Consider the following 23,026-nt stretch of genomic DNA (forward strand, 5'->3'; position numbering starts at 1 on the left):
CATTTTCTTTTTGGCTGTACTCTTTTTTTAGCAACTGGTGCAATAGGATTGCAACAAACACAAGTTGTCAGAGCAGATGAAGTGGCATCTTCAGTTGTTACATCAATGAACTCGGCAGAAGATGGAGATGATAGGGATAAAGGTAAAACACCTAAAGAGGAAGTAATTAAGCAGGAAGATAATGAGATTAATTTGGGAGTCACTTCTCCATTATCAAAAAAATCTGATGAGCTCGATAAAAAAGAGGATGTAGCTAAAACAGAGGTTAATAAACAATCTTTAATCGAATTAATAGAAAAAATTAAGAATATAGACTTAAGCAAAAAAACTATAGATTCAGTAGAGAAATTGAATCTTTCTTTGTCGCGCGCACAACAACTGATGGAAAGTCCGACAGTAAGTCAAGAAGAGGTAGATAAAGAAGAGAAAGCTCTTAAAGAATCTTTTGAAAAATTAGAGGATAAACCTGAAAAAGAAAAAGCCTCAGAGTCTAGAGAAAAAACTGAGCCTCAAAAAGAAGAGAAATCAGATTTAAGCAAAGAAAAAATAGCAAAAGTAACAGAAACTGTAAATGAAATTTACAGTTTAGCTAATCAAATAAATTATGAGTTCAGCGATGCTGAGAAAGAATTAGTTAAAACAGCTGAAAAACTTTCTGAGGATAGTAACAGGGAGGACGAGGTAGAGTCGCTCCTAAAAGAAGTCACACGTCTTCGAAATAAAGTAGCAAATCGAATGACAAGAGCTCATTCTGGTAAACGTGACCCTAGAAATGGCCAACCTATTAATGGGAATGGTGAGAGTAGATTTAGGGCGGTATACTTTTTACCTACGCAAAATCAGCATGGAAGAGGAGAAGCTGGGTTAGTTAATGAAACTAGAACTGATTTGACGTATTATAATTCTGATGAGATATACTCATTTATGAGAGTGTTAGGTCAAAGAGGCCCAGGAGAACCTTTATATAAGTATGAATATGGAGAAAATAGAGGTAAGGAAGATAAATCACCATATTATTTAAAAACTGTAGGTGTTATTAGTGGTTTAGATAAGCTTAAAGGTATAACATTGAGAGTTGCTTATAAAAATCCTCGTACTGGAAAGGAAGACTTTCAGGATATCACATCTGGTGTATGGCCTGTTAATAATCCAGAAGTTAAAGCGGTTATAAGAGGTTGGCTTGGGCGTTATGATAAAACGGGAGAAGCTGTTGAACCGGGTGATTATAGAGTAACTATTGCGGCAGGAAGAAAGAACCCGGAAAATAGTATTACTTATACATTTCATGTAAAAGCTCAAAGTGAGCGTAATACGGTTAATGATTTGGCAACACCAACTTATGTAGATGATGTCCGCCATTTAACGGAAAAAGAAAAAACAGCTTTAATTAAAAAGTTTGAGGCTGCACACCCAGGAGTAGTCAATAGAGCAGTTCACATTGACTATGATCATGCTGAAGTTTCAGCTGATGGTGCAACAATGACGATTCACTTTAAAGATGGATTTGCACCTAAAACAATCCAAACAAATGCACAGAATGATGCTATAGCAAAACATCAAAGTATTACGGCATTATACGGTGACCCACACGATTTTTACAAAAATCCTAGAAATCTTGTGAAGTCAAAAACAGAAAATGAACTTCCATCTACTGTTGATGTGCAATGGAAAACACCATTTAATTTACAACAACCGGGAACACGAAATGCTGTTGTTACAGTAACTTATCAAAATGGAGCCGTTAAAGATGTATCGACACCATATACAGTGCTAGATTTTGTAGGAAAACAAGACAAACGTATTAATCAACATCAAAGTGGTGAACTTGGTGATGCTAGAAGTTATATCACTTTATCAAATGGAACAGCACCTGCGACCGATCTGACGATTCGTTGGAAAGGTGGATCTACTGTAGATACTTCAAGACCAACGGTTCATCATAAACAAATTGAAATTCTTCGTGGAAATACGACGATGAAAACAGTCGATATTCCTGTTGAGATTGTTGATAATATTAGACCGACAGTAGAAATTCCGTATGATAATCCTGGTAATCAAGAAATTTATGTATATTCACATGAAAATAATAATATTACTTTAAAAGCAAAAGATAATAATGGAAAGGTTTCTAAAGTTTACTTAGCATTTGCAGCAGATAATAGACAGGGACTAGGACAAGAAGATAATAGCTATTTAGGTGGAGGAAGCCCAGATGGCTTATATCTAACAGCAACTAAGATTAAATCTGAAACTACAGGTTCAGATGCACAACCAGCAACAATTACGGTGAGTGGGAATATTAATAATCAACCATTTGCCGGTGAAAAATCAATCACGCGTTATTTATACACCGAAGATCCCGCTGGAAATACGAACTATGAACATGTAGGTCATGCGAATGATAATGGAGCACCAGGACGTATTCGTTTTGTATGGAAACCACAAACTTTCAAATATACAGCAACTCCAAATTCTCAAACACAAACAGTTAGCTATAAAGATGAACCAAGCGCAGAAGCAAGTATCAATAAAACAGGGTTACCATCAGGGACAACCTATGCTTGGAAAACAAAACCAGATACATCAAGCCCTGGTAATAAATCAGGGGTAGTAGAAGTCACTTATCCTGATACTTCAAAAGATACTGTGAATGTAACTGTAAGTGTTCGTAAGTTGAGTGATGAATATGCTCCTACAGGAAATAAAATCGTTAGAAATCAAAATGTTCCGGTTACAAATAATGACTTAAAAGCAGCAGTTGCTATTAGTAATAACGGTAATAGTAAGGTGAAATCCGTTACTGCTGGAACGATTAGTACAGCAAATGCAGGAACTCAAACGATTAAAGCGACTGTTACTTATTTAGATAATACGACAGATCCAGTTGACATACCTTTAGAAGTAAAAGACATAACAGCTCCAACGATCACAACACCAAGTGATAGACAAAATTGGGATTTAATTGCATTGGATAGAACATTACCTTCTATAAAAGTTGCAGCTACTGATAATACAGGAGGAACTGGTGTTAAATCAACAACGGTAACGGGCTTACCAGATTTCTTAGTATATGACAATGCGACTAAGACAATTAAATTTAAAAATGGAGTTCAAGAAGTAACAAAATTACCTGTTGGACAAGATAGTAAAACTTATACTGCAACTATTCAAGTAACAGATAATGCAGACAATCCTAGTCAAAGACAATTTACGATTACCGTCAAATCAATGACAACGAAATATACTGCAACTCCTAATGTGCAAAAACAAACGGTGAGTTATGATGTAAAACCAGATGCAGGAACAAGTGTTAATAAAAATGGATTACCAGCAGGAACAACCTATACATGGGCAACAACTCCAAGTACAACAACAGGACCTGGAGATAAAGCAGGTAGCGTAACTGTAACATATCCTGATGACTCAAAAGATACCGTGAATGTAACTGTAAATGTTCGTGCACAAAAAGATGAATACAANCCANAACCAANAGTCCAAACAGTGGACAATGGAGCAGTACCAGAAGCAAGAAACAGCATTGGCAATGTGGACAGCTTACCACCGAAAACAACGTTTGAATGGAAAGATGGCGCACCAAATACAGCCGTAGGACAACCAGGCGAAGTATCCGGAACAGTGATCGTTCGTTACCCAGATGGCACAAGCGAAGAAGTTCCAGTGAAAGTCAATGTCAAAGGACAAGCAGACACGTACAAACCAGAACCAACAGTCCAAACAGTGGACAATGGAGCAGTACCAGAAGCAAGAAACAGCATTGGCAATGTGGACAGCTTACCACCGAAAACAACGTTTGAATGGAAAGATGGCGCACCAAATACAGCCGTAGGACAACCAGGCGAAGTATCCGGAACAGTGATCGTTCGTTACCCAGATGGCACAAGCGAAGAAGTTGAAGTGAAGCTGACTGTCCGTCAAATAAATGCTAAAGGCACTCCAGAAACACAACCAGAAGCACCAGACTTCACAGGAGGTGTAAACGCACCGGATGCACCAATAAGTGAAGTGCCAGAATACACAGACCCAATTGGATCGACTGGTGTAGATGGAAATGGAAACCTCATCATACCACCAAGTGTAGATATTCCTGAGTTTATGGGTGGAACAAGTACACCGGATGCACCAACTCATGAGTTCTCAGAGTTTAATGGGAACATTGCTATAAATGGTGAACTTCCAGAACCAGCTCAATTACCAAAAGTTAAACTGATTATTACTAAATGGGTTGATGAAAACGGTAATGAGTTGAAACCAGCAGATGCGAAAACTCCTAAAGTATTAGGTGAGGAAAATGAAGCATTTGAACATGGTGAAATCGAAGGTTATGAATTTGTAAGAACTGAAGTAGATGAAAATGGAGAAGTAGTTACACATATCTTTAGAAAAGTTGCCTCTTCAGGAGTAACTCAAACAAATGATAATGTGAAACCTGAACAGACTCCAGATGCTCTTCATATTTCTACAAATGAAACACATGCTAAACCAGAAAAAGATGAAGTGAAACAGAAAGAAACTCAAACAACCTTGCCGAAAACTGGTACGGCAAATAGTTTAGGACTCTTATCTGTAGCAACAAGTTCAATTCTTTTTGGATTAGGCTTCTTCATTTTAAGTAAAAAAGAAGACGAAGAATGATCTTTGACGAAGTTAATGAATACAAGAATGTAAAATATATTCGGTGAATAGAAATATCCCCTAACGGTCAGTAATTGTTAGGGGATGTTGTATTATTAATTTTATTGTATTTCTTTCTCAACTACATAAGCTCCGAAAACTAAAAAGTGATAACCTCTTGATTTTTAAAAGGATTATATATGTAAAAATTGAGGATTTATCTCTTAAAAGAACTTGATTTCAGTGATAATTTACCATAAATATCATAATGTAGAAAAACCAGATCTTAAGATATAAGCTCGTAAAGCTAGCCAGTTCTCAAAACGTTAAGAACCAGCTACAATACAGCATTTACAACACTTCATGGTTCACACCATGGGGTGTTTTTTTGATGATTTTTAGTAAAATTCACACCATTACTTTTTAAGATTGCGATAAGCAATCTCTCCAACAGCCATTGGAATGACATTTGAAGTGTTGACATAAGTCTTAGTTACTTCTTTATCACTGTGAGTTAAAGCTTCTGAAATAGCTTCGAGTGAGAGTCCTGCTTGTTTTGCAAGTGTCGTTCCTGTATGTTGCAGTTTATGAGGTGTAACATGTGCTAGTTCTTTATATCGCTTTCTGATATTTTTCATTTTATTGTTTAGATAGTCAGCATGTAAAGGCTTGTTGATGTTTCCTTTTGTGTCGATATATGTAAAAACAAATTGTTCTGGATTACTGATGATGCCAAACTTTGCTAGTTCATATCTTTGTTGTTTTTTCCAAGAGGAAAGAACCTGAAGTAAGTCATTAGAAAAAGAGAAAATAGGATAGAATAAACTCTATTTCAGGAGAAAATGAAGCAAATATTTCCATAATAAAACGCATATGATCAAGGTTGTTCAGTAAAAGCTTGATAGTATACGTTTTATCCTAGAAATATTTACTGGATTTTCTTTTCAAACTGACTTTTTAAGAAGTTGCCTTATCAACAATTTTAAAGAAATTTTTGGAGCTATGTTGGACTGAAAGATATTGTGCTGATGATAATCTAAAAAATTATCATTTAACTTATCTTTGGAAAAACTGTAGAATTTCAAAAATTACTACAAATCTTGAATTTTACTTATCATTTCAATGATTTAAATTGCTTACATTTTATTTTGATATGTTTTACGGTAATCTCCAGGAGAAAGTCCAGTCCTTTGTTTAAAAATTTTAGTAAAGTAAGAATAATTATCATACCCTACTTGACAAGATACCTGTGATATCGAGATATTTGTTTGGGATAGGAGAGATTTAGCAGCATTAATGCGCTTATCCGTTATGTATTTAACAAGAGTTTCTCCAGTTTCTTTTTTAAAAATTCTAGCTAAATGATCTGCACTGAGATAAACCATATCTGCTAATATAGAACGATTTATATCTTCATAGTAGTGATGATCTATGTATTCGACGATGCGTTGAATACTATTTTTCTGGTTTTCAATGTTTGTTGCAAATTTCTTAGCATGTGACCAGTAATAATCAAAGTAATCCTGAAATGATTCAATTGAATGAAAGCGTCGTTGGAATAAGAAATCATGAGTGCTATTTTGGAATAATTTATGTGCTGAAATTCCATTTTGATCTAGATATATTCCTATTTGTTGAGTCCAATCTAGTAAAATTTGTTGTAGCGTGAAAGTAGGGATTTGAGAATTATAGACGAGTGAATTAATTTTTTCTCTTAATTCATATTCGCTTAAGCTATCTAAAAACGTAATTGAAAGAGTTTCTGTTTTGAAAGAAGTTGGGAAACTATGTGGAACACATATAATAGTATTCCAATAAGAGACATACTGTTCATTATAAGTGTAGAGTTCTTTGGTATGAAATAAAACATCGGATATTTTATGGCAACTCTTATATATAATGTTTGAGTATTTACTAAAGTTATTAGAAATTTGAGAATGAATCTCATATGCCAATTTGTCACTACGTTTGGATGAGTCTACTCTAAAGAGACAAACATATTGATCAACCTGGCTTTCCATCTTGAACAAACTTATCAGCTTATAAGAAGGTTGTGAAATTCTTTGAAGTTCTCTTTTTAGTTGAGAAGTCCATGATGGAGTTTCTGCAGAATAATCTTCTTCATTAAGATTGATTGTTAAAACTGCAAGAAAAAAATACTGGTGTTTTTGAAGAATAAAATCTTGTTTGCTTGCTATTATTTCTAGCTCATCAATGCGAGAAATTTGAGGTTTTCTAAGGTAATCATACCAGAAATTATCTTCTATTTGTAAAAGCGAATCATTTTTTCCATTTAAGTTATGATTCTCAATTTTACTAATGGCTTTTTGAATAATAAATTCTAATTTTTCAAAGTTAATGGGTTTTAGATAGTATTCGAAGCTTTGCAATTCAATTGCTTTTTGAGCATAGTTGAAGTCGGCGTAATTAGTTAAAAAAATTGTTTTTATATCATATTTTTCATTTCTAATCCAAGATAAGAGTTCGAGGCCGCTGCCTTGAGGCATTTCTATATCGCTTATCATGAGATCAATAGGATGCTCTCTAATAATATTTTGAGCTTGAGAGAGGCTATAGGCAACATAAACAATGTCAATGTGTAGTTTATCCCAATTTATTTTCTCTCGTAAAGCTTCAATGATAAAACGATCGTCATCAACTAATAAGATGTTCATTATAACCTCCGTCTATAATCTTGTATGGAATGAGTAAAAGAATTTTAGCCCCACCTTCTTCATTATTTTTAAATGTAATAGTATAGTCGTTGGGATAGAGAAGATTTAAACGTTCGATGGTGTTTGTGATCCCGATATGATGTCCATCTTCTGTTATTAGAGACTGTTTCTGATTTAGTTTTGATAAAATTTCTTCAGAGAAACCTGGACCATTATCCTCGATACAAATCTGAATATAATCTGAGTTCTCAGTTTTTACTTTTTTTATCGATAGCAAAATTGTAAATAAATCCTGAAATGAAAAACCGTGTTTGATTGTGTTTTCAATAAATGTTTGTAACAGTAACGATGGAACAAGAGTATTTTGTAGGTCATCATTGTAGTCTAGTGAAAAGTAGATGCTATTTCCATATCGAATTCGTTGTATTTCTAAATAATCTCTAATATGCTGAACTTCATCTTTAAGTTCTGAAAAATCTTGATTAGCCATAAATAAATGACGGAGATAATTTGAAGTTAGGATAGTTAACTCTTCAATTTCCTTATAGTTTTTTGTTTGAAGCATACTATGAATCATTGATAACATATTTAAGTAGAAATGCGGACGAATTTGGTTCTTAAGATAATTAAGTTCTATCTTCTTAAGTTCTAGTTGTGAATGGTATTCCCGTATTTTTAATTCTTGCATGTCAAATATTACTTTATTAAGTTTATCATTTGCCTTATCAATTTCTAGTATACCTTCAGATATAAAAAATTCAGAAGGGGGGATGGAGCCCCCAAATTGAGAGAGCCGTTCAGTGAGTCTTGTTATAGGTTTAATCATCCACTGACGAATATACAGGATAATGATGATTGATAAAATTGTGATAATGATAGGAACGGCTGATAAAAATACTTCTAAGAGTGTGATATTTCTAAAGACTTCGGCATAATCGACTAAAACATAAATATCGAAGGGTAAATGCGTTTTTTCATTTTGGGCATGAATTAGGTAATTAGCGGACGGTATATTGTTAGGCTCTTTTAGGGAGAGTTTGCCATTATTACCAATATTAAGTTTATTGAGAGGTTTTAGGATATCTTCTGAAGATATGACGGCATAAATGATTTTTCCTTCGTAATGAACAGATTTAACTAAGTATTCGCTGTTTTTAGTAGTTACATTTTTCCATTTACGGTCACTTATATCACTACGCAATGATTTTAGATTTGATTTTAACAGTAGATAATCTTCATATGGAATATAAAGATTGGAGACATTTATAAAATGATCAGTACTATCGGTTTCTAATAAGAATGTCATATGAGTTTCATTTTGATATTCAAACTCTGTAAAGCTAGTTTGAACTTTTTTAAGATTTTCTTGATACTCAAGAAACGTTTGTACATGATTTAATTTCTCTAAAGATTCATTATGCGTTATTGTTGAGTACATAAAGCGTTCTACAGAATGCAATTTCTCATTAACAGAATCAGCATAAATTTCAATTGAACTACGTAGGTGTACTATATTTTGGTTTTTAATAAAATTTCTGGTTATGTTACTCATAGCAATATTGATTAAAATATTTATCAATAGTAGTACAAGTAGGAGTTTAAAGAAAAAATGAATGGAATGTTTTTTTGATAAGTCGTGATTTAATTTCATATACTATTCTCCTCTTAAAATTATAGCACTTTGAAAATACGATATCATGTAACAAAACAGATATGTTTTATCAAGATGTCGGAAAAGTAATAGTTTTTAAAATTAAAAAACTGAAAAATTGATAAACCTAGTCCAAAAAGTTCTATTAAGGGAATTCTATATGGTGTAAAATAATCGTAGAAAATCAGATGGGAGGAAAAACATGAAAGTAGCATCTCAACTTCATAAAATAAAATTAAAGCATAGTATTCCGTTATATATATTACTTTTTCCTTCAATATTGCTATTAATTTTATTTTCCTATATTCCCATGTTGGGACTAATTATTGCATTTAAAGACTATTCACCAGCCAATGGTATCTTTGCTAGTCAGTGGGTAGGATTTAAGTACTTTACTCAATTTTTCTCATCATTCCAATTCGGGACAACTATGTTCAATACATTAAAAATTTCACTTTATAGTATTGTAGTAGGATTCCCCTTACCTATTATACTAGCTATCATTAGTAATCAGTTAAGAGTTGGGAAATTTAGAAAAATATTTCAAGTGACAACTTACTTACCTCATTTTATCTCTACAATGGTTATGTGTGGGATGATCATCTTATTTTTATCTCCTACCAGTGGTTTGTTAGCGAATGTATTTAAGTCTGTTGGAATCACTATTCCAGATTTTTTATCAAAACCTAGTAATTTTGCAGGTGTTTATGTTTGGAGTGATGTATGGCAACATATTGGTTGGGATAGTATTATTTATCTAGCAGCCCTTTCTGCAATTGATCCTACATATTATGAGGCTGCAACTATGGATGGTGCCTCTAGATTACAAAAAATTAGGCATATAGAATTACCATTACTTTTGCCAACTGCTATGATTTTACTAATATTAAGAGCAGGTAGTTTATTAAGTGTAGGTTTTGAGAAAGTGTTACTACTACAGAATCCACTTAATTTAGCAGGAAGTGAGATAATTTCGACCTATGTTTATAAAGTTGGTATGGTGAACTTTCAGTATAGTTATTCGACAGCTATAGGGTTATTTAACACCGTAGTCAATCTAATAATTTTGTTATCTGTTAACTGGTTCTCGAAAAGATATACTAGAACGGGTCTTTTTTAAAGGAAGGAGTGCTCAAGGTGAAATGGTTTCATAAATCAAGAAAAACAAACTCTGAATTATTATTTGATATAGTTACCTATGGTTTAGCAATTTTCCTTATCCTGTTAATTGTTTATCCGTTATGGTTTGTAGTGATTGCATCTTTTAGTAATCCTTCAGATGTTGCAAACGGGAAGGTATGGTTTATTCCAAGAGAATGGAAATTAGATGGATATTTACGTCTTATTCAACAACCTTTATTTTTACGTAGCTATTTAAATACAATTTTATATACTGTTGTTGGGACCTTAGTTGCTTTAGTAGTCAATATTCCAGCTGGTTATGCTTTATCTAGAAAAGAATTAGTTGGTAGAAAGTGGATGAGTATTCTATACATAATCCCTATGTTTGTATCAGGTGGCTTGATTCCTACCTACTTAACAGTAAAGAATGTAGGCTTGATTGATACATTTTGGGTAATGGTAATACCTTTTGCAGTTTCATCATACAATATTATTGTTGCTAGAACTTTCTTTAATAATAGTATTCCAGACGGGATGTGGGAGGCTGCGCAAATTGATGGCTGTGGTACAATTCGTTATTTTATTAAAATAGTTGTTCCGTTATCAAAAGCTATTATAGCAGTTATTGGACTTTGGACTGCAGTTGGTATTTGGAATTCGTGGTTTAACGCTTTAATTTATTTAACGAATGAAAATTTACAACCATTGCAATTAATCTTACGACGTTTACTAATTAGTAATCAAATGTTACAATCGCAAGCAACAGGAGAAGTGGCATCAGATCTTCGTATCAAAGCTGATATGATGAAATATGCAGCAATTGTTATTTCAACCGCTCCGATAATGTTGCTATATCCCTTTGTTCAAAAACATTTTAATCAAGGCGTAATGATTGGCGCCTTGAAAGAATAGGAGAAAAACATGAAAAATAAATCATTTACATATTTGTTCTTAGGAACAGTTACACTTGCTGGCTTAACAGCCTGTGCAAATTCCAATAATGCGAATAAGGACGATAAGTCTGGAGAAGATTCTTATAAAATCACAACTGTTCGTTGGTCTGACTGGGGAGAAGATTATCATAAAGGTTTTCTAACAGATTCTGCCAAGGAAGCAGGTATTGATGTTAAATGGGATACACTTGTAGCTGCAGATTGGGCAGATAAGAAATCTGTGTTGGTTGCTAGTGGAGATTTACCAGATGCATTTTTAGGTTCAAATGCTTTTACAGATTCAGAAATTGCTCAGAACCAATCTCTATTTATTCCATTGGAAGATTTAATCAAGGAAAATATGCCCAATTTAACTAAGGCTATGGAGAAAGAACCTAAGATTAAAGCTATGATTACTTCACCAGATGGTCATATCTACAGTCTACCTAAAAAATTACCGATGCGTCCTACTGTAGCTAATCAGCTATTTATTAATAAAAAGTGGCTGGATAATTTAGGATTAAAGGTTCCAGAAACTTATGATGATTTAGTAAAAGTACTACAAGAATTTAAGGATAAAGATGCGAACGGAAATGGAGACGCTTCTGATGAAATTCCATTCGGAGCAGGAAACTTTGATCCAACATTCTCATATATTCTTCCGTTCAATAATCGTTTAGGGGCAGATAATACATATGAAATGTCTGTAAAAGATGGAAAACCAGTCTACCTTCGTACAGAAGAAAGTTATAAACAAGGGATTGCAGCAATGCACGAATCTTATAAAAAAGGTTTGATTGATCCGGAAATCTTTACAGAAGATACCTCTATGAGTGTAGCAAAACGTATGGATAAGGGAGTATCTAGAGTAGGTGTTTCTAGTGGTTGGACAGCAGATGCAACGTTTGGCTTACATTCAAGTGAGTATATTGCTCTACCTGCTTTAAAAGGTATGGATGGTAAACAATATGTCTTTTCTGATCCAGATCATTACAACTATGGTCGAAATGAAATTTTGATTACAAATAAGAGCAAAAACCCTGCTAAATTATTGAAATGGTTGGATAAATTATATACAGATGAAGCAAGTATTCAGAATTTCTATGGATCATTTGGAATAGCTACTGAAAAGAATGGTGATAAGTTTAAAGTGTTACCTCCTAAAGATGGTAAATCAGCTGATGAATGGGCATGGATTAATTCACTTCGAGATTTTGGTCCTAAATACGTAAGCGATGATATCAATAGTCGCGTAGAAATCGATCAAACACAAGGTGATGGATTGAAATTGAAGATGGACCAAGATTTGAAACAATTTGCGTTGCCAGCTTACCCTAATGTGATTTATTCACAAGAAGAACTTAACAAATTATCATCAATCTATGTTAGCATTGAATCCTATGTCAAACAACAAGCATCTAAATGGGTAGTTGAAGGTGGCATAGAAAAAGAATGGGACTCATACAAAGAAACTCTTAAGAATATGGGATTGGACGAATTTATGAAGATTCAACAGGAAGCATATAATCGTTACCAAAAAGAAGTAAAAGAGTAATACTTTATATGAACTCTTGGTTGTATAAACAAGGGACTAGCTAATTACAGGAAGCGAGACTGATAACGTCAAATTATCTCGCTTCCTTTATTCTAATTTTTAAAGAAATTTGGAAATGTTTTTTAAATAATTTAGGTAATATTTTTGTGCAACTGACATTCTAAAATATAGAGTTAAGACGATTGATTTTATGGAGATATCTATTATGCAAAAATTATTTTCATTAGATGGAAAAGTGGTTAGAATTTTAACTTTTTTGACAGATTTAATTATTTTAAATACTCTATTTATTGTTAGTTGTATTCCAATAGTTACAATTGGGGCATCATTAACTTCTCTTACGACAATGTGGTATCGTATTTTAAAAGGTAAAGATACCGATATTGCTTATCATTATTTTCGGATCTTTAGACGAAATTTTAAACAGTCAACTTTTATTTGGTTGTTTATCCTCCTAATAGAATTACTTTTATATGTGAACTATTGTCTTTGGGGCTATTCAAGTTTATTTTCAGAGTATAGTTTATTGTTAGTGTTGCCCTTTTTATTTGTTATAATACTTTTGATGAGTGTTATTTTTCCCTATATTGGTCTATTTAAAGATAATCTAAAAAATAGTATTGTAAATAGCGTATTAATTTGTATTTTAAATCCAATACAAGCTATCATGTTGGTTTTATTTAATATTTCTGTACTGTATATGAGTTTCAGTAGTCCAGAACGGGTTTTAACAGCTATTTACGTATTTACATTTGGAGGCTTTGCTTTTTGCGGATTGATGAATGTAATGATAACGAATAAAATGTTTGATAAAGTAAAGCAATTTACTAAAAGGAGGAAACAAATTGAAAATTTTTAAGGGAGAGTTTTATCGAATCTCTGTATTAACAGCCAAGCTAGTAAGGTTAGAATACTCTAAAACTGGCAATTTTGAGGATAGAACTACACAACTTATCTATAATAGAGATTTTGGTCAAGTTTCGTTAGATTATATCGAGACATCAAACGTACTAGATATTATGACGGACTATTTTCATTTGCACTTTAATAAAGGAGAATTTAACGCCGAAAATTTATTTATAGAATTAAAAGGAAATTTTGCCGTATATGGTAGTCGCTGGTATTTTGGTGAATCTATTGAAACGTTAAAAGGAACAGCTCGGACTCTAGATAAGGCAGATGGAGCAATCTCGTTAGAAGATGGAATTATTAGCCGAAATGGTATAGCCTTATTGGATGATTCTCAAGGATTTATTTGGGATGAACAGTCTGGTTATATTGAGAGAGAAAATCAAATTGACCTGTATTTCTTTGCCTATGGGCATGATTATAGAGGAGCAATCAGAGACTTTTACCATTTGACTGGTTCAACACCCTTGTTGCCAAGATATGCTTTAGGCAATTGGTGGAGTAGATATTGGCCTTATACGTCGGATGAATACTTGGATTTAATAGACAGATTTGAAACAGAGAAAATTCCATTATCTATCGGTGTTTTAGATATGGATTGGCATATAACTGACATTCCAGCTCGTTTTGGAAGCGGCTGGACAGGATATAGTTGGAATAAAAACTTAATACCTAATCCAGAACAGTTATTGCAACAACTTCATGATAGGAAGTTAAAACTTTCCTTAAATGTCCATCCTGCTGATGGTATACGGGCTTATGAAGAAGCTTATCCTCAAGTCGCAAAACGATTGGGGTTAAATGTAGAACTAGAAGAACCTGCTATTTTTGATTTTTTTAATCCCTCTTTTAGGGAAGCCTACTTTAAAGATGTTCATTATAAGCTAGAAAAGCAGGGAGTAGATTTTTGGTGGATTGACTGGCAACAAGGGACACAAGGCATGTTGGATCCACTATGGCTTTTAAACCATTATCATTATCAGGATAGTTGTAAAAATGCAGAAGGTGGCTTGATTTTATCAAGATATGCAGGTCCTGGTAGTCATCGCTACCCTGTTGGTTTTTCAGGGGACACTATTATTAGTTGGAATTCCTTAAGATTTCAACCTTATTTTACAGCGACAGCATCTAATATCGGTTATAGTTGGTGGAGTCATGATATCGGTGGACACATGCTGGGAGATTATGACGAAGAGCTACAAACTAGATGGCTACAGTTTGGCGTTTTTAGTCCGATAACTCGATTACATAGTTCTAGAAGTCCTTTTAATAGTAAAGAACCTTGGTTTTTTTCAGAAACAACATCTAAGATTATGAAGAAATACCTACGTTTGAGACATCAGATGATTCCATATCTATATACCATGAATGTAAAGACACATGAAGAAGGTTCCCCATTAATTAGTCCAATGTATTATTTCTACCCAGAGAATGATGAGAGTTATAATGTTCCAAATCAATACTTTTTTGGAACAGAACTGATGGTGGCTCCCATTGTAGAAAAGATGGATTTGGCATTCCAATCTGCAAAAGTAGATGTATGGTTCCCTGAAGGTGAATGGTATGACTTCTTTTCAGAGAAAAAATATACAGGTGGTGTGAAGTTAAGTGTTTATAGAGACATTTCGACTATACCTGTGTTTGCAAAAAGTGGTGCAATCATTCCCTTGGTTGGTTCTGAGATAGATATGGGTGTTGAGTTACCTGAAGTTGTAGATTGGTATGTATTCCCAGGCAAACAACATTCTTTTGAAATGATTGAAGATCAAAATGGTCAAAGATATAAAACAAGATTATCAATCGACTGGGAAATGGGGATGGTAGAGTTAACATTACAAGGAGATTCTAGTATCGTTCCAAGCAATAGAAGGCATAGAATTCATTTTAAAGGAACGAATGTGTCTATGATTGAATTGCCAAATAAGAATGATACAGCTAGATTTGAATGTAAAGATAATAAAACGCCATCTCTAAATGATGAAATTTTTAGACTACTAAAGACGGCTTCTCTTCCATATGAATTAAAAGATAGATTGTTAAATCAATTCATCAATGCTAAAAATTCTCATGAGTTAATGAATATCTTGCATCATCAGGATAAGGAATTGAGAGGCCGTTTGTTGGAAATAATATTTACTAGCCAAAACTAATTGAGACATTTCGTACACAATTTCTATTCTTTAATTGCTAATTATTTATTTTTAAATGTGTAATAGTTTGACATCTCTATGCTTATTAGCTTGTATTTTAGTAATTACAAGTTTGGCATAGGGATGTTTTTATGATTTTAAAGACTTTTTGCCCAGCCTCTTTTTAACTAAACAAGAGCAAATTTTTAAAGGTAATTTTTCAAACTAACTTCCACTTGTCTGACCGAAGTGGAAGCTAGTCTGAAATGGATTTTTATGGCGGAATTAATACTCTTCGAAAATCAAATTCAAACCACGTCAGCGTCGCCTTACCGTACTCAAGTACAGCTTGCGGCTAGCTTCCTAGTTTGCTTTTTGATTTTCATTGAGTATAAGTATGAGACGTTTGAGCTTTTCTGAAAATTTTCTAAAAGAAACAGAATTTGTTTGACATTTGTTTGAAAATTCTGTAAAATGAATTATTATATCGTTTAAGGAGAATATATATAGAAAAACAGAAAACCTTTTTTGGACATCCTATTGGCTTGTCTACCCTCTTCTTCACAGAAATGTGGGAGCGCTTTTCTTACTATGGGATGCGAGCTATCCTACTTTACTATATGTACTATAGTGTGCAAGATGGTGGATTGGGAATGGATAAGACCACAGCTGCATCGGTCATGGCGATTTATGGCTCGCTGGTATTTTTGTCCTCGGTTATCGGTGGTTTTGTCAGTGACCGTATTTTAGGAAGTCGTAAGACTGTCTTTTACGGTGGGATTTTGATTATGCTAGGGCATATTACTTTGGCAACACCTTTTGGACAAATAGCTCTCTATCTCTCTATTGCCTTGATTATCTTTGGTACTGGATTTTTAAAACCCAATATCTCAGATATGGTTGGGGGAATTTATGAGAAAGAGGATGATAGACGGGATGCAGGTTTTAGTATCTTTGTCTTTGGTATTAACTTAGGTGCCTTCGTTGCCCCTTATCTAGTGGGGTATCTAGGTCAGGAAGTCAATTTCCATCTAGGTTTCTCATTAGCTGCCATTGGGATGTTCTTTGGTTTGGTGAAGTATGTTTTAGATGGGAAGAAATACCTGCCTGAATCAAGTCTTTACCCTACTGATCCACTTTCACAGAAGGACCAGCAGACCTTGATTAAACGCTTGCTGATTACACTTGTCATGGTTATTCTGGTGGTTATAGGTTTAGTCTTTACTCACCAGTTTAACGTGGATATGATTGTTAATATCTTTACAGTGATTGCGGTAATCATTCCAATCTACTATTTCTTCAAAATTTTATCTAGTCAGAAAATAACTGCTACTGAGAGATCCCGAGTCTTTGCCTACATTCCTTTATTTATCGCTGGAGTACTCTTCTGGTCTATTGAGGAACAGGGTTCTGTTGTTCTCGCTCTATTTGCGGATGATCAAACTCAACTTTACTTTAATGTATTTGGGAATCAGATTCATTTTCCATCTAGCTTTTTCCAAAGTATCAATCCCCTTTTCATTATGATTTATGTGCCGATTTTTGCGTGGTTGTGGGGGAAAATGGGTAAAAAGCAACCATCCTCTGCTAAGAAATTTGCTTACGGTTTATTTGCTGCAGGTTTATCCTTCTTGTGGATGATGTTACCAGGGATGCTCTTTGGGACAGATGTTAAGGTCAGCCCTCTCTGGTTGCTTATGAGTTGGGCTATTGTGATTGTAGGGGAAATGCTGATTTCGCCGATTGGTCTATCAGTCACTACTAAGTTAGCACCAAAATCCTTCCAAGCACAAATGATGTCTATCTGGTTCTTGAGTAATGCAGCTGCCCAAGCTATCAATGCTCAAATTGTAAAATTTTATACAAGCGAAACTGAAGTTGCTTACTATGGAATTGTTGGAGGAATTACGATTGTATTCAGTATTATCTTACTCTTATACGTTCCGCGTATTGAAAAACTAATGTCTGGTATCAAATAGAGAAAAACTGGAATTTCTGTAGGGATTTTAAAAGTTAGATCAATTATTCATTCAAAGGATTTAGTTCTGTATTGTACAGGGCTAAGTCCTTTTAGTTTGATGAAAAGTCACGATGTTTCTGATGTTCCTAGTAGACATTTGTCCACTTTTTTTATATAATAAAACTAAACCAAAATGGTTGAGTTTTGAAAGTGTAAGTTCAACCATCGATTAGTCTTTCTAAGGGAGATGTTCTCCATTCAAGCATACAATAGGAGGTGAAGCATGTATCAACCAGAGAAACTCAAGGCTCGGAGGAAAGAGTTGAAACTGACACAGAAGGAAATTGCAGAGCAACTTGGGATTAGTTTTCAGGCTTATTCAGCCTGGGAACGTGGGATCAAGGAACCCTCCAAGGAGAAAGTTACTCAGTTAGAGAACATTTTAAAAGTAGCAAAAGGCTATTTCACTCAGATAGAGATTGTCCGTCTATATAATAGTCTCTCCAAGCAAGGGAAGGAGAAGGTTGTGCTCTATGCTCGCAACTTGGCTCAAGAGGAACAAGCCCAGAAGGTGGCGACCATGCCAGAGCGACTCTACGAGTATCGTGTCTACGAACGCATGTCAGCAGGTATTGGCGCTTCGGTCTACGATGATCAGAATTTTGATACGGTTTACTTTAATGAGGAGCTGGCCCATGATTTTGCGTCTTGGGTGTCTGGGGACTCAATGGAACCTAAATATCAAAATGGTTCAGTTGCTCTGATTCGAGAGACAGGGTTTGACTATGACGGGGCAGTTTATGCAGTGGTTTGCAACAACCAGACCTATATCAAACGGGTCTATCGAGAGGAGAATGGATTGCGTCTGGTCTCTATCAATCCTAAATATAAGGATATTTTCATCTCCTATGAGGAAGATCCTCGGATTGTGGGGATTATCGTTGGGAACTTTGTGCCGATGGAGGGCTAGCCAATGGGCTACTTTGATTATTCTAGAGAGCCCAAAAGTGACATTGCATTTGTCGATATGAAATCCTTTTATGCCAGTGTTGAGTGCGTGAAAAGGGGCTTACATCCGCTGAAAACCTCGCTTTGTGTCATGAGTCGTGCGGATAATTCAACTGGTCTTATCCTAGCCTCCTCTCCCCTGTTTAAGAAGATTTTTGGCAAGTCAAATGTTGGTCGAGCCTATGATTTGCCCTTTGATATCAAGACCCGCAAATTTTCCTACTATAATGCTAGAAAGCAAGGGCTACCGACTGACTCGGACTATGTTCGCTACATCGAAGATTGGGCTCAAGTGACCTTGATTGTGCCACCTAGAATGGATGAGTACATCGCAGTCAATATGGAAATTCAGCGAATCTTTCAAAACTATGGCAGTCCAGATGATATTTATCCCTACTCTATCGATGAGGGCTTTATTGACCTGACTAGTTCGCTCAACTATTTCATCCCAGATAAGAGTCTCTCTCGCAAAGACAAGCTGGATTTGCTATCTGCTCGTATTCAGAGGGATATTTGGAGGCAGACAGGAATCTACTCTACAGTAGGTATGTCAAATGCCAATCCTTTACTGGCCAAGTTGGCTCTGGATAATGAGGCTAAGCACACTCCGACCATGAGGGCCAACTGGTCTTACCAGGATGTGGAAGAGAAGGTCTGGGCAATCCCTAAGATGACGGATTTTTGGGGGATTGGCAGGCGGATGGAGAAACGCTTGCATGCTCTGGGAATTTTTTCCATCAAGGAATTGGCAACCAGCAATCCCGACCAGCTAAAGAAAGCTCTGGGTCAGGCTGGTCTGCGTTTGTGGTTTCATGCCAACGGGATTGATGAGAGCAATGTTCATAAGCCCTATAAAGCCAAATCCAAGGGCTTGGGGAATTCTCAAATCTTGCCGAGAGACTACGTGAAGCTACGGGATATTGAAATTATTCTCCGAGAAATGGCGGAGCAGGTGGCTATTAGATTGAGAAGGTCTGGCAAGAAAACAACCCTTGTCTCTATCTATGTCGGTTTCTCTAAACAGGAAGTTAGACCGTCTATTCACACACAAATGAAGGTCGAACCGACCAATAATACAGCTGTCTTAATGGATTATGTTTTGAAGCTATTTCATAATAAATACACTTCAGGAACGGTTAGAAGTGTCGGAGTTAACTATTCAGGATTTGTAGACGAGTCCTTTGGATTGATCTCCCTCTTTGATGATGTTGACACGTTAGAAAAAGAAGAAAGGCTCCAGACGGCCATTGACTCCATTCGGGAACAATTTGGTTTCACTTCTCTCTTAAAGGCCAATGCACTGGAAGAAGCCTCTAGGAGTCTTGCTAGAAGCAAGCTGATTGGGGGACATTCTGCTGGAGGATTAGATGGATTAAAATGATTGATCGTTCTTATTTACCCTTTCAATCCGCGCGAGATTATCAAGATCCAGGGATGCAGAAGTGGATGGGGTTTTATCTCTCAGAACACACCAGTTCGCTCAGTGAAGCAAAAAACTGTGTTGATTTTTCGATAGATTTGGACCCAGCTGAGAAACTACATTTACTTTCTCAGCTTTATATTAGCCAGCTAAAGGGATTCTTTGTGGTTAAGGAAAAGAGGCAGAAGGCGACTATCATCGGTGAGGTGAGAGAGTTATCACATCAGACTCTATCTATTAGGACAAACGAGGGATATAGGTTGATAGAGCTTGAAGATATCCTCGAAATTCGACTGTGGGAGGAGGGAGTTTATGACTAGAAAAGAGCTGTATGAAAACAAACTGCAGATGGATTACTTTTCAGATAACTATATTCGTTTTGAAGAGGATTTTCAAAAATACTCTGCCATGAACGTACCCTTGACTTTCTTGATTGATGACATCCTACGAACCATGGCGATGAATCAGAAAAACTACTTTGTCTTAAACAAGGAAAATGCCAAGGATGGGCGGGAGCATCGTTTTTATTTTAGGGTGGTAACGGAAAAAGCGTGTCCCAGAAATAGGACCTATACATACTCAGGAGTCAAGAATAGCAGTCAGTAGCGCCTTGTCTGCTATGAATGTATCATTTTTACAACACTTCATGGTTCATATCATGGGGTGTTTTTCTATTTAAGTCAAAGCCCATCAAAAAATCTCACTATTCATCAGGCTAAAGGAAACCTAATCATAGTGAGATTGTGAATTATAGTAGGTTTTGTATCGCCTCTTCAATTTGTTTTGGGTCTGTTTTGGAAGAGAAGCGTTCAAAGACCTGCCCATCACGACCAATGAGAAACTTAGCGAAATTCCATTCGACTCGTTTTCCCAGTGGGCCAGATTTTTGTTCTTTCAACCAAACATAGAGAGGATCTGCTTCCTTACCGTTGACCTTGATCTTGGCAAAACGTGGGAAGGTGGTCTGATAATGTAGGCTACAGAAGGTGTTGATTTCCTCTGCGCTGCCTGGTGCTTGTCCCATAAACTGATTGCAAGGGAAGTCTAAAATCTCAAAACCTTGTTCTTGATAGCGATCATAGAGTTCTTGAAGTCCTTGGTACTGGGGCGTTAAACCACATCCAGTAGCAGTATTGACAACCAAGAGAACCTTACCACGATAGGTCTCTAGTGGAATTTCTTGATGGTCTTGGTTCAAGACTGAAAAATCGTATAGTGAAGTCATTACTTGCTTTTCTCCCTCTGTTTGGTATTTTTAGGAGTTTTCTCCTCCTGTAGGGATAGAAATCCGTAGGTCAGGGTTCCGAAAATGCTACCGATAATCAGGCCATACATCAGAAGAGGAACACTTTTATCAAATTGCGTGAGCAACTTCCCAAAATCTGAAAGGGGCATCTGTTGAACGAAGACCTTATGAAAGATGAGTAAGGTAAAGAGACCAATCTGAATACCGATAAACACAATCCAACTTCGGAATTTGATTTGGGCTTTGCTGTAGGTCTTGAGGATGATTTCTGATTTGTCATCCTTTTCAAGATGAAGCTCTTGGACGGCTTTTTGAGCTTTTATACTCATGAACAAAATGAGTCCAAAATAGATGTAGGGCATAACATTTCGAACAATTTCTATAAAGCTTCCGAACAAAATATAGAATAGGAAGAGAATGAAGGAAGAGTAAAAGATTTGGATCATGGAACGGGCGCAAGCCTTGTAGATAACCTCTTGACGGCATTCATCAAAAGGGCCTTGGATATGAAAGAAATTTCGAAGTAGGCGAGTTGTTAAGTCTTCTTTTTTCATGGGTGATTTCTCCTAAATGAACGATGTTATTTTGTTTCTTTTACGAATTGATAGAGATAATAAAGATAAGTGATAGAAGAAAGGATAGCGATAGTGAACAGTAAATAATATTTCCAACCGCTTGAGATGAGCATCAGTTGTGGAAAAGATAGAATCATAAAGTATAGTGCTAAGTTAAGTGTGCGAGTTTTTGGGGAGTCAATCTTTGGATAAGTCAGTACTTTGTTAAGTGCTAGAATAAAGACTAGCACGAGGAATGTCTCGTCGATTGGCAAGTTCCCTGAAACGATGATGAAGATGAACAGAGAACTGAACAAAAGATGATAGGTAAGTAAAGTTAGTAATGATTTCATAAGGTACCTCCTAATCCTCATCTTGCTCTTTTTTAGTTTTTGCAATGCGACGGGAGATGAGGAACTGTATGCTTGCTCCGAAGAAGATAGAACCGAGAATGCTTGATACACCATTTCTTATAGCGAGAAGAGAATGAAAATAGTCCTGACCTTCACCTATGAGTATACTGAGAAGAGGAGTTATAAAAAACATCCATAGACCAAAGAACAAACCTGCTTTAAGACCTGGGTAGTATAGTTGCTGGCTTTCTTTCTCATTCAGCATATCTGGATCAATAGCTGTAATCCCTGTTTTTTTCATTTGGTAGGTGACATAGCCAGCAGCGATGAGGGCAATCACTAGAATCAGAGGAGGATAGATTAGAGCCACTTCTTGAGGGTATTTATAGGCCAGAAGGAGTGGAATAAGATTTCCGAAAATCATCAGATAAAAGAGGATGATAAAGACTTGGTTACCGATACGATCGGCCTCACGCCGTTTGTATTCGTCAAGGGGACCAGAAATACCGTATGTGCGTTTGATGAGTTTTTCAGTGAAGGTTTCTTTTTTCATGAGTTGGCTCCTTTTTTAAAAATCATCCTCCCAAAAGAGACTGTTTAGGTCAGTTTGGAGGCTGCGGGCGAGATTGAGACAGAGTTCCAGGGTTGGATTGTACTTGTCGTTTTCAATCATATTGATGGTCTNTCTCGAGACACCGATATCCTTGGCTAGCTCGAGCTGGGAAATGCCCAGTTCCTTGCGAAATTCTTTCACACGATTCATCTGGACTCCTTTCTGATTTGTATCGTATATATTTGACTATATTATATTCTTCTATGAAATAGATGTCAAGCATATTTGACATATTTCTTAAAGAAATCTTACTTTTTTTGACCTATT

General features: G+C 35.6%; 18 protein-coding genes and 1 pseudogene. 11 read left to right on the forward strand and 8 right to left on the reverse strand.

Going from position 1 to position 23,026, the window contains the following annotated elements; translation table 11 throughout:
* Positions 1-1,479: 1,479 nt before the first annotated feature.
* Complete coding sequence (locus D8848_RS04160) at positions 1,480-4,653, forward strand: SIALI-17 repeat-containing surface protein (RefSeq protein WP_474104118.1); 3,174 nt, start codon at positions 1,480-1,482, stop codon at positions 4,651-4,653.
* Positions 4,654-5,048: 395 nt separating this feature from the next.
* Here D8848_RS04160 and D8848_RS04165 read toward each other — a convergent pair.
* The 3 genes and pseudogenes from D8848_RS04165 to D8848_RS04175 form a co-directional block, all read right to left on the reverse strand.
* A pseudogene (locus tag D8848_RS04165) lies at positions 5,049-5,414 on the reverse strand (tyrosine-type recombinase/integrase); the annotation flags it as partial.
* Between the two features lie 354 nt (positions 5,415-5,768).
* Positions 5,769-7,307 (reverse strand): response regulator transcription factor, encoded by a 1,539-nt coding sequence (locus D8848_RS04170; protein WP_125443805.1) that lies wholly within the window; start codon positions 7,305-7,307, stop codon positions 5,769-5,771.
* Complete coding sequence (locus D8848_RS04175) at positions 7,288-8,958, reverse strand: sensor histidine kinase (protein ID WP_084888168.1); 1,671 nt, start codon at positions 8,956-8,958, stop codon at positions 7,288-7,290. Before D8848_RS04175 ends, D8848_RS04170 begins: the two co-directional genes overlap by 20 nt.
* A 202-nt stretch (positions 8,959-9,160) precedes the next feature.
* On the opposite strand from D8848_RS04175, the gene D8848_RS04180 reads away from it, so the two are divergent.
* The 10 genes from D8848_RS04180 to D8848_RS04230 all read left to right on the forward strand — a co-directional run bounded on the left by D8848_RS04180 (position 9,161) and on the right by D8848_RS04230 (position 20,599).
* Entirely contained in the window at positions 9,161-10,078 is a 918-nt protein-coding gene (locus tag D8848_RS04180; protein ID WP_049531682.1) for an ABC transporter permease, read from the forward strand.
* A 17-nt stretch (positions 10,079-10,095) separates the two neighbouring features.
* Positions 10,096-10,992, forward strand: a complete 897-nt coding sequence (locus D8848_RS04185) for a carbohydrate ABC transporter permease (RefSeq protein ID WP_125443803.1) — start codon at positions 10,096-10,098, stop codon at positions 10,990-10,992.
* Positions 10,993-11,001: 9 nt separating this feature from the next.
* The gene (locus D8848_RS04190) at positions 11,002-12,567 is read left to right on the forward strand and encodes a type 2 periplasmic-binding domain-containing protein (protein ID WP_000792259.1); all 1,566 of its coding nucleotides are present in this window, start codon (positions 11,002-11,004) and stop codon (positions 12,565-12,567) included.
* A 205-nt stretch (positions 12,568-12,772) separates the two neighbouring features.
* Positions 12,773-13,426 carry a DUF624 domain-containing protein gene (locus tag D8848_RS04195; RefSeq protein ID WP_125443801.1) on the forward strand — a complete coding sequence of 218 codons (654 nt, stop codon included), beginning with the start codon at positions 12,773-12,775 and terminating at the stop codon, positions 13,424-13,426.
* Complete coding sequence (locus D8848_RS04200; protein WP_125443800.1) at positions 13,413-15,626, forward strand: glycoside hydrolase family 31 protein; 2,214 nt, start codon at positions 13,413-13,415, stop codon at positions 15,624-15,626. Before D8848_RS04195 ends, D8848_RS04200 begins: the two co-directional genes overlap by 14 nt.
* Positions 15,627-16,174: 548 nt before the next feature.
* Entirely contained in the window at positions 16,175-17,584 is a 1,410-nt protein-coding gene (locus D8848_RS04210) for a peptide MFS transporter (protein WP_376738624.1), read from the forward strand.
* A 264-nt stretch (positions 17,585-17,848) separates the two neighbouring features.
* Entirely contained in the window at positions 17,849-18,535 is a 687-nt protein-coding gene (locus tag D8848_RS04215; protein ID WP_125443798.1) for an XRE family transcriptional regulator, read from the forward strand.
* A 3-nt stretch (positions 18,536-18,538) separates the two neighbouring features.
* Positions 18,539-19,954, forward strand: a complete 1,416-nt coding sequence (locus tag D8848_RS04220; RefSeq protein ID WP_125443797.1) for a Y-family DNA polymerase — start codon at positions 18,539-18,541, stop codon at positions 19,952-19,954.
* Positions 19,951-20,313, forward strand: coding sequence for a hypothetical protein (locus tag D8848_RS04225; protein ID WP_125443795.1), 363 nt, complete (start codon positions 19,951-19,953; stop codon positions 20,311-20,313). The genes D8848_RS04220 and D8848_RS04225 overlap by 4 nt, the downstream gene beginning before the upstream one ends.
* Entirely contained in the window at positions 20,306-20,599 is a 294-nt protein-coding gene (locus D8848_RS04230; RefSeq protein WP_125443794.1) for a DUF5960 family protein, read from the forward strand. The genes D8848_RS04225 and D8848_RS04230 overlap by 8 nt, the downstream gene beginning before the upstream one ends.
* 142 nt (positions 20,600-20,741) lie before the next feature.
* Here D8848_RS04230 and D8848_RS04235 read toward each other — a convergent pair whose 3' ends face one another.
* Genes D8848_RS04235 through D8848_RS04255 form a run of 5 tightly spaced genes read right to left on the reverse strand, consistent with a single transcriptional unit; the run spans position 20,742 to position 22,909 of the window.
* Positions 20,742-21,218 carry a glutathione peroxidase gene (locus tag D8848_RS04235; protein ID WP_125443792.1) on the reverse strand — a complete coding sequence of 159 codons (477 nt, stop codon included), beginning with the start codon at positions 21,216-21,218 and terminating at the stop codon, positions 20,742-20,744.
* Positions 21,218-21,793, reverse strand: a complete 576-nt coding sequence (locus D8848_RS04240; RefSeq protein ID WP_125443790.1) for a DUF3278 domain-containing protein — start codon at positions 21,791-21,793, stop codon at positions 21,218-21,220. The genes D8848_RS04235 and D8848_RS04240 overlap by 1 nt, the downstream gene beginning before the upstream one ends.
* A 26-nt stretch (positions 21,794-21,819) precedes the next feature.
* The gene (locus D8848_RS04245) at positions 21,820-22,146 is read right to left on the reverse strand and encodes a hypothetical protein (RefSeq protein ID WP_125443788.1); all 327 of its coding nucleotides are present in this window, start codon (positions 22,144-22,146) and stop codon (positions 21,820-21,822) included.
* A gap of 10 nt (positions 22,147-22,156) precedes the next feature.
* Positions 22,157-22,699 (reverse strand): DUF3278 domain-containing protein, encoded by a 543-nt coding sequence (locus D8848_RS04250; protein WP_125443786.1) that lies wholly within the window; start codon positions 22,697-22,699, stop codon positions 22,157-22,159.
* A 15-nt stretch (positions 22,700-22,714) separates the two neighbouring features.
* On the reverse strand, positions 22,715-22,909 hold the full coding sequence (locus D8848_RS04255) for a helix-turn-helix transcriptional regulator (RefSeq protein ID WP_125450654.1): 195 nt from the start codon (positions 22,907-22,909) through the stop codon (positions 22,715-22,717).
* Positions 22,910-23,026: the final 117 nt, after the last annotated feature.

This window comes from Streptococcus mitis (assembly GCF_003942775.1).
Lineage (GTDB): Bacteria > Bacillota > Bacilli > Lactobacillales > Streptococcaceae > Streptococcus > Streptococcus mitis_CN.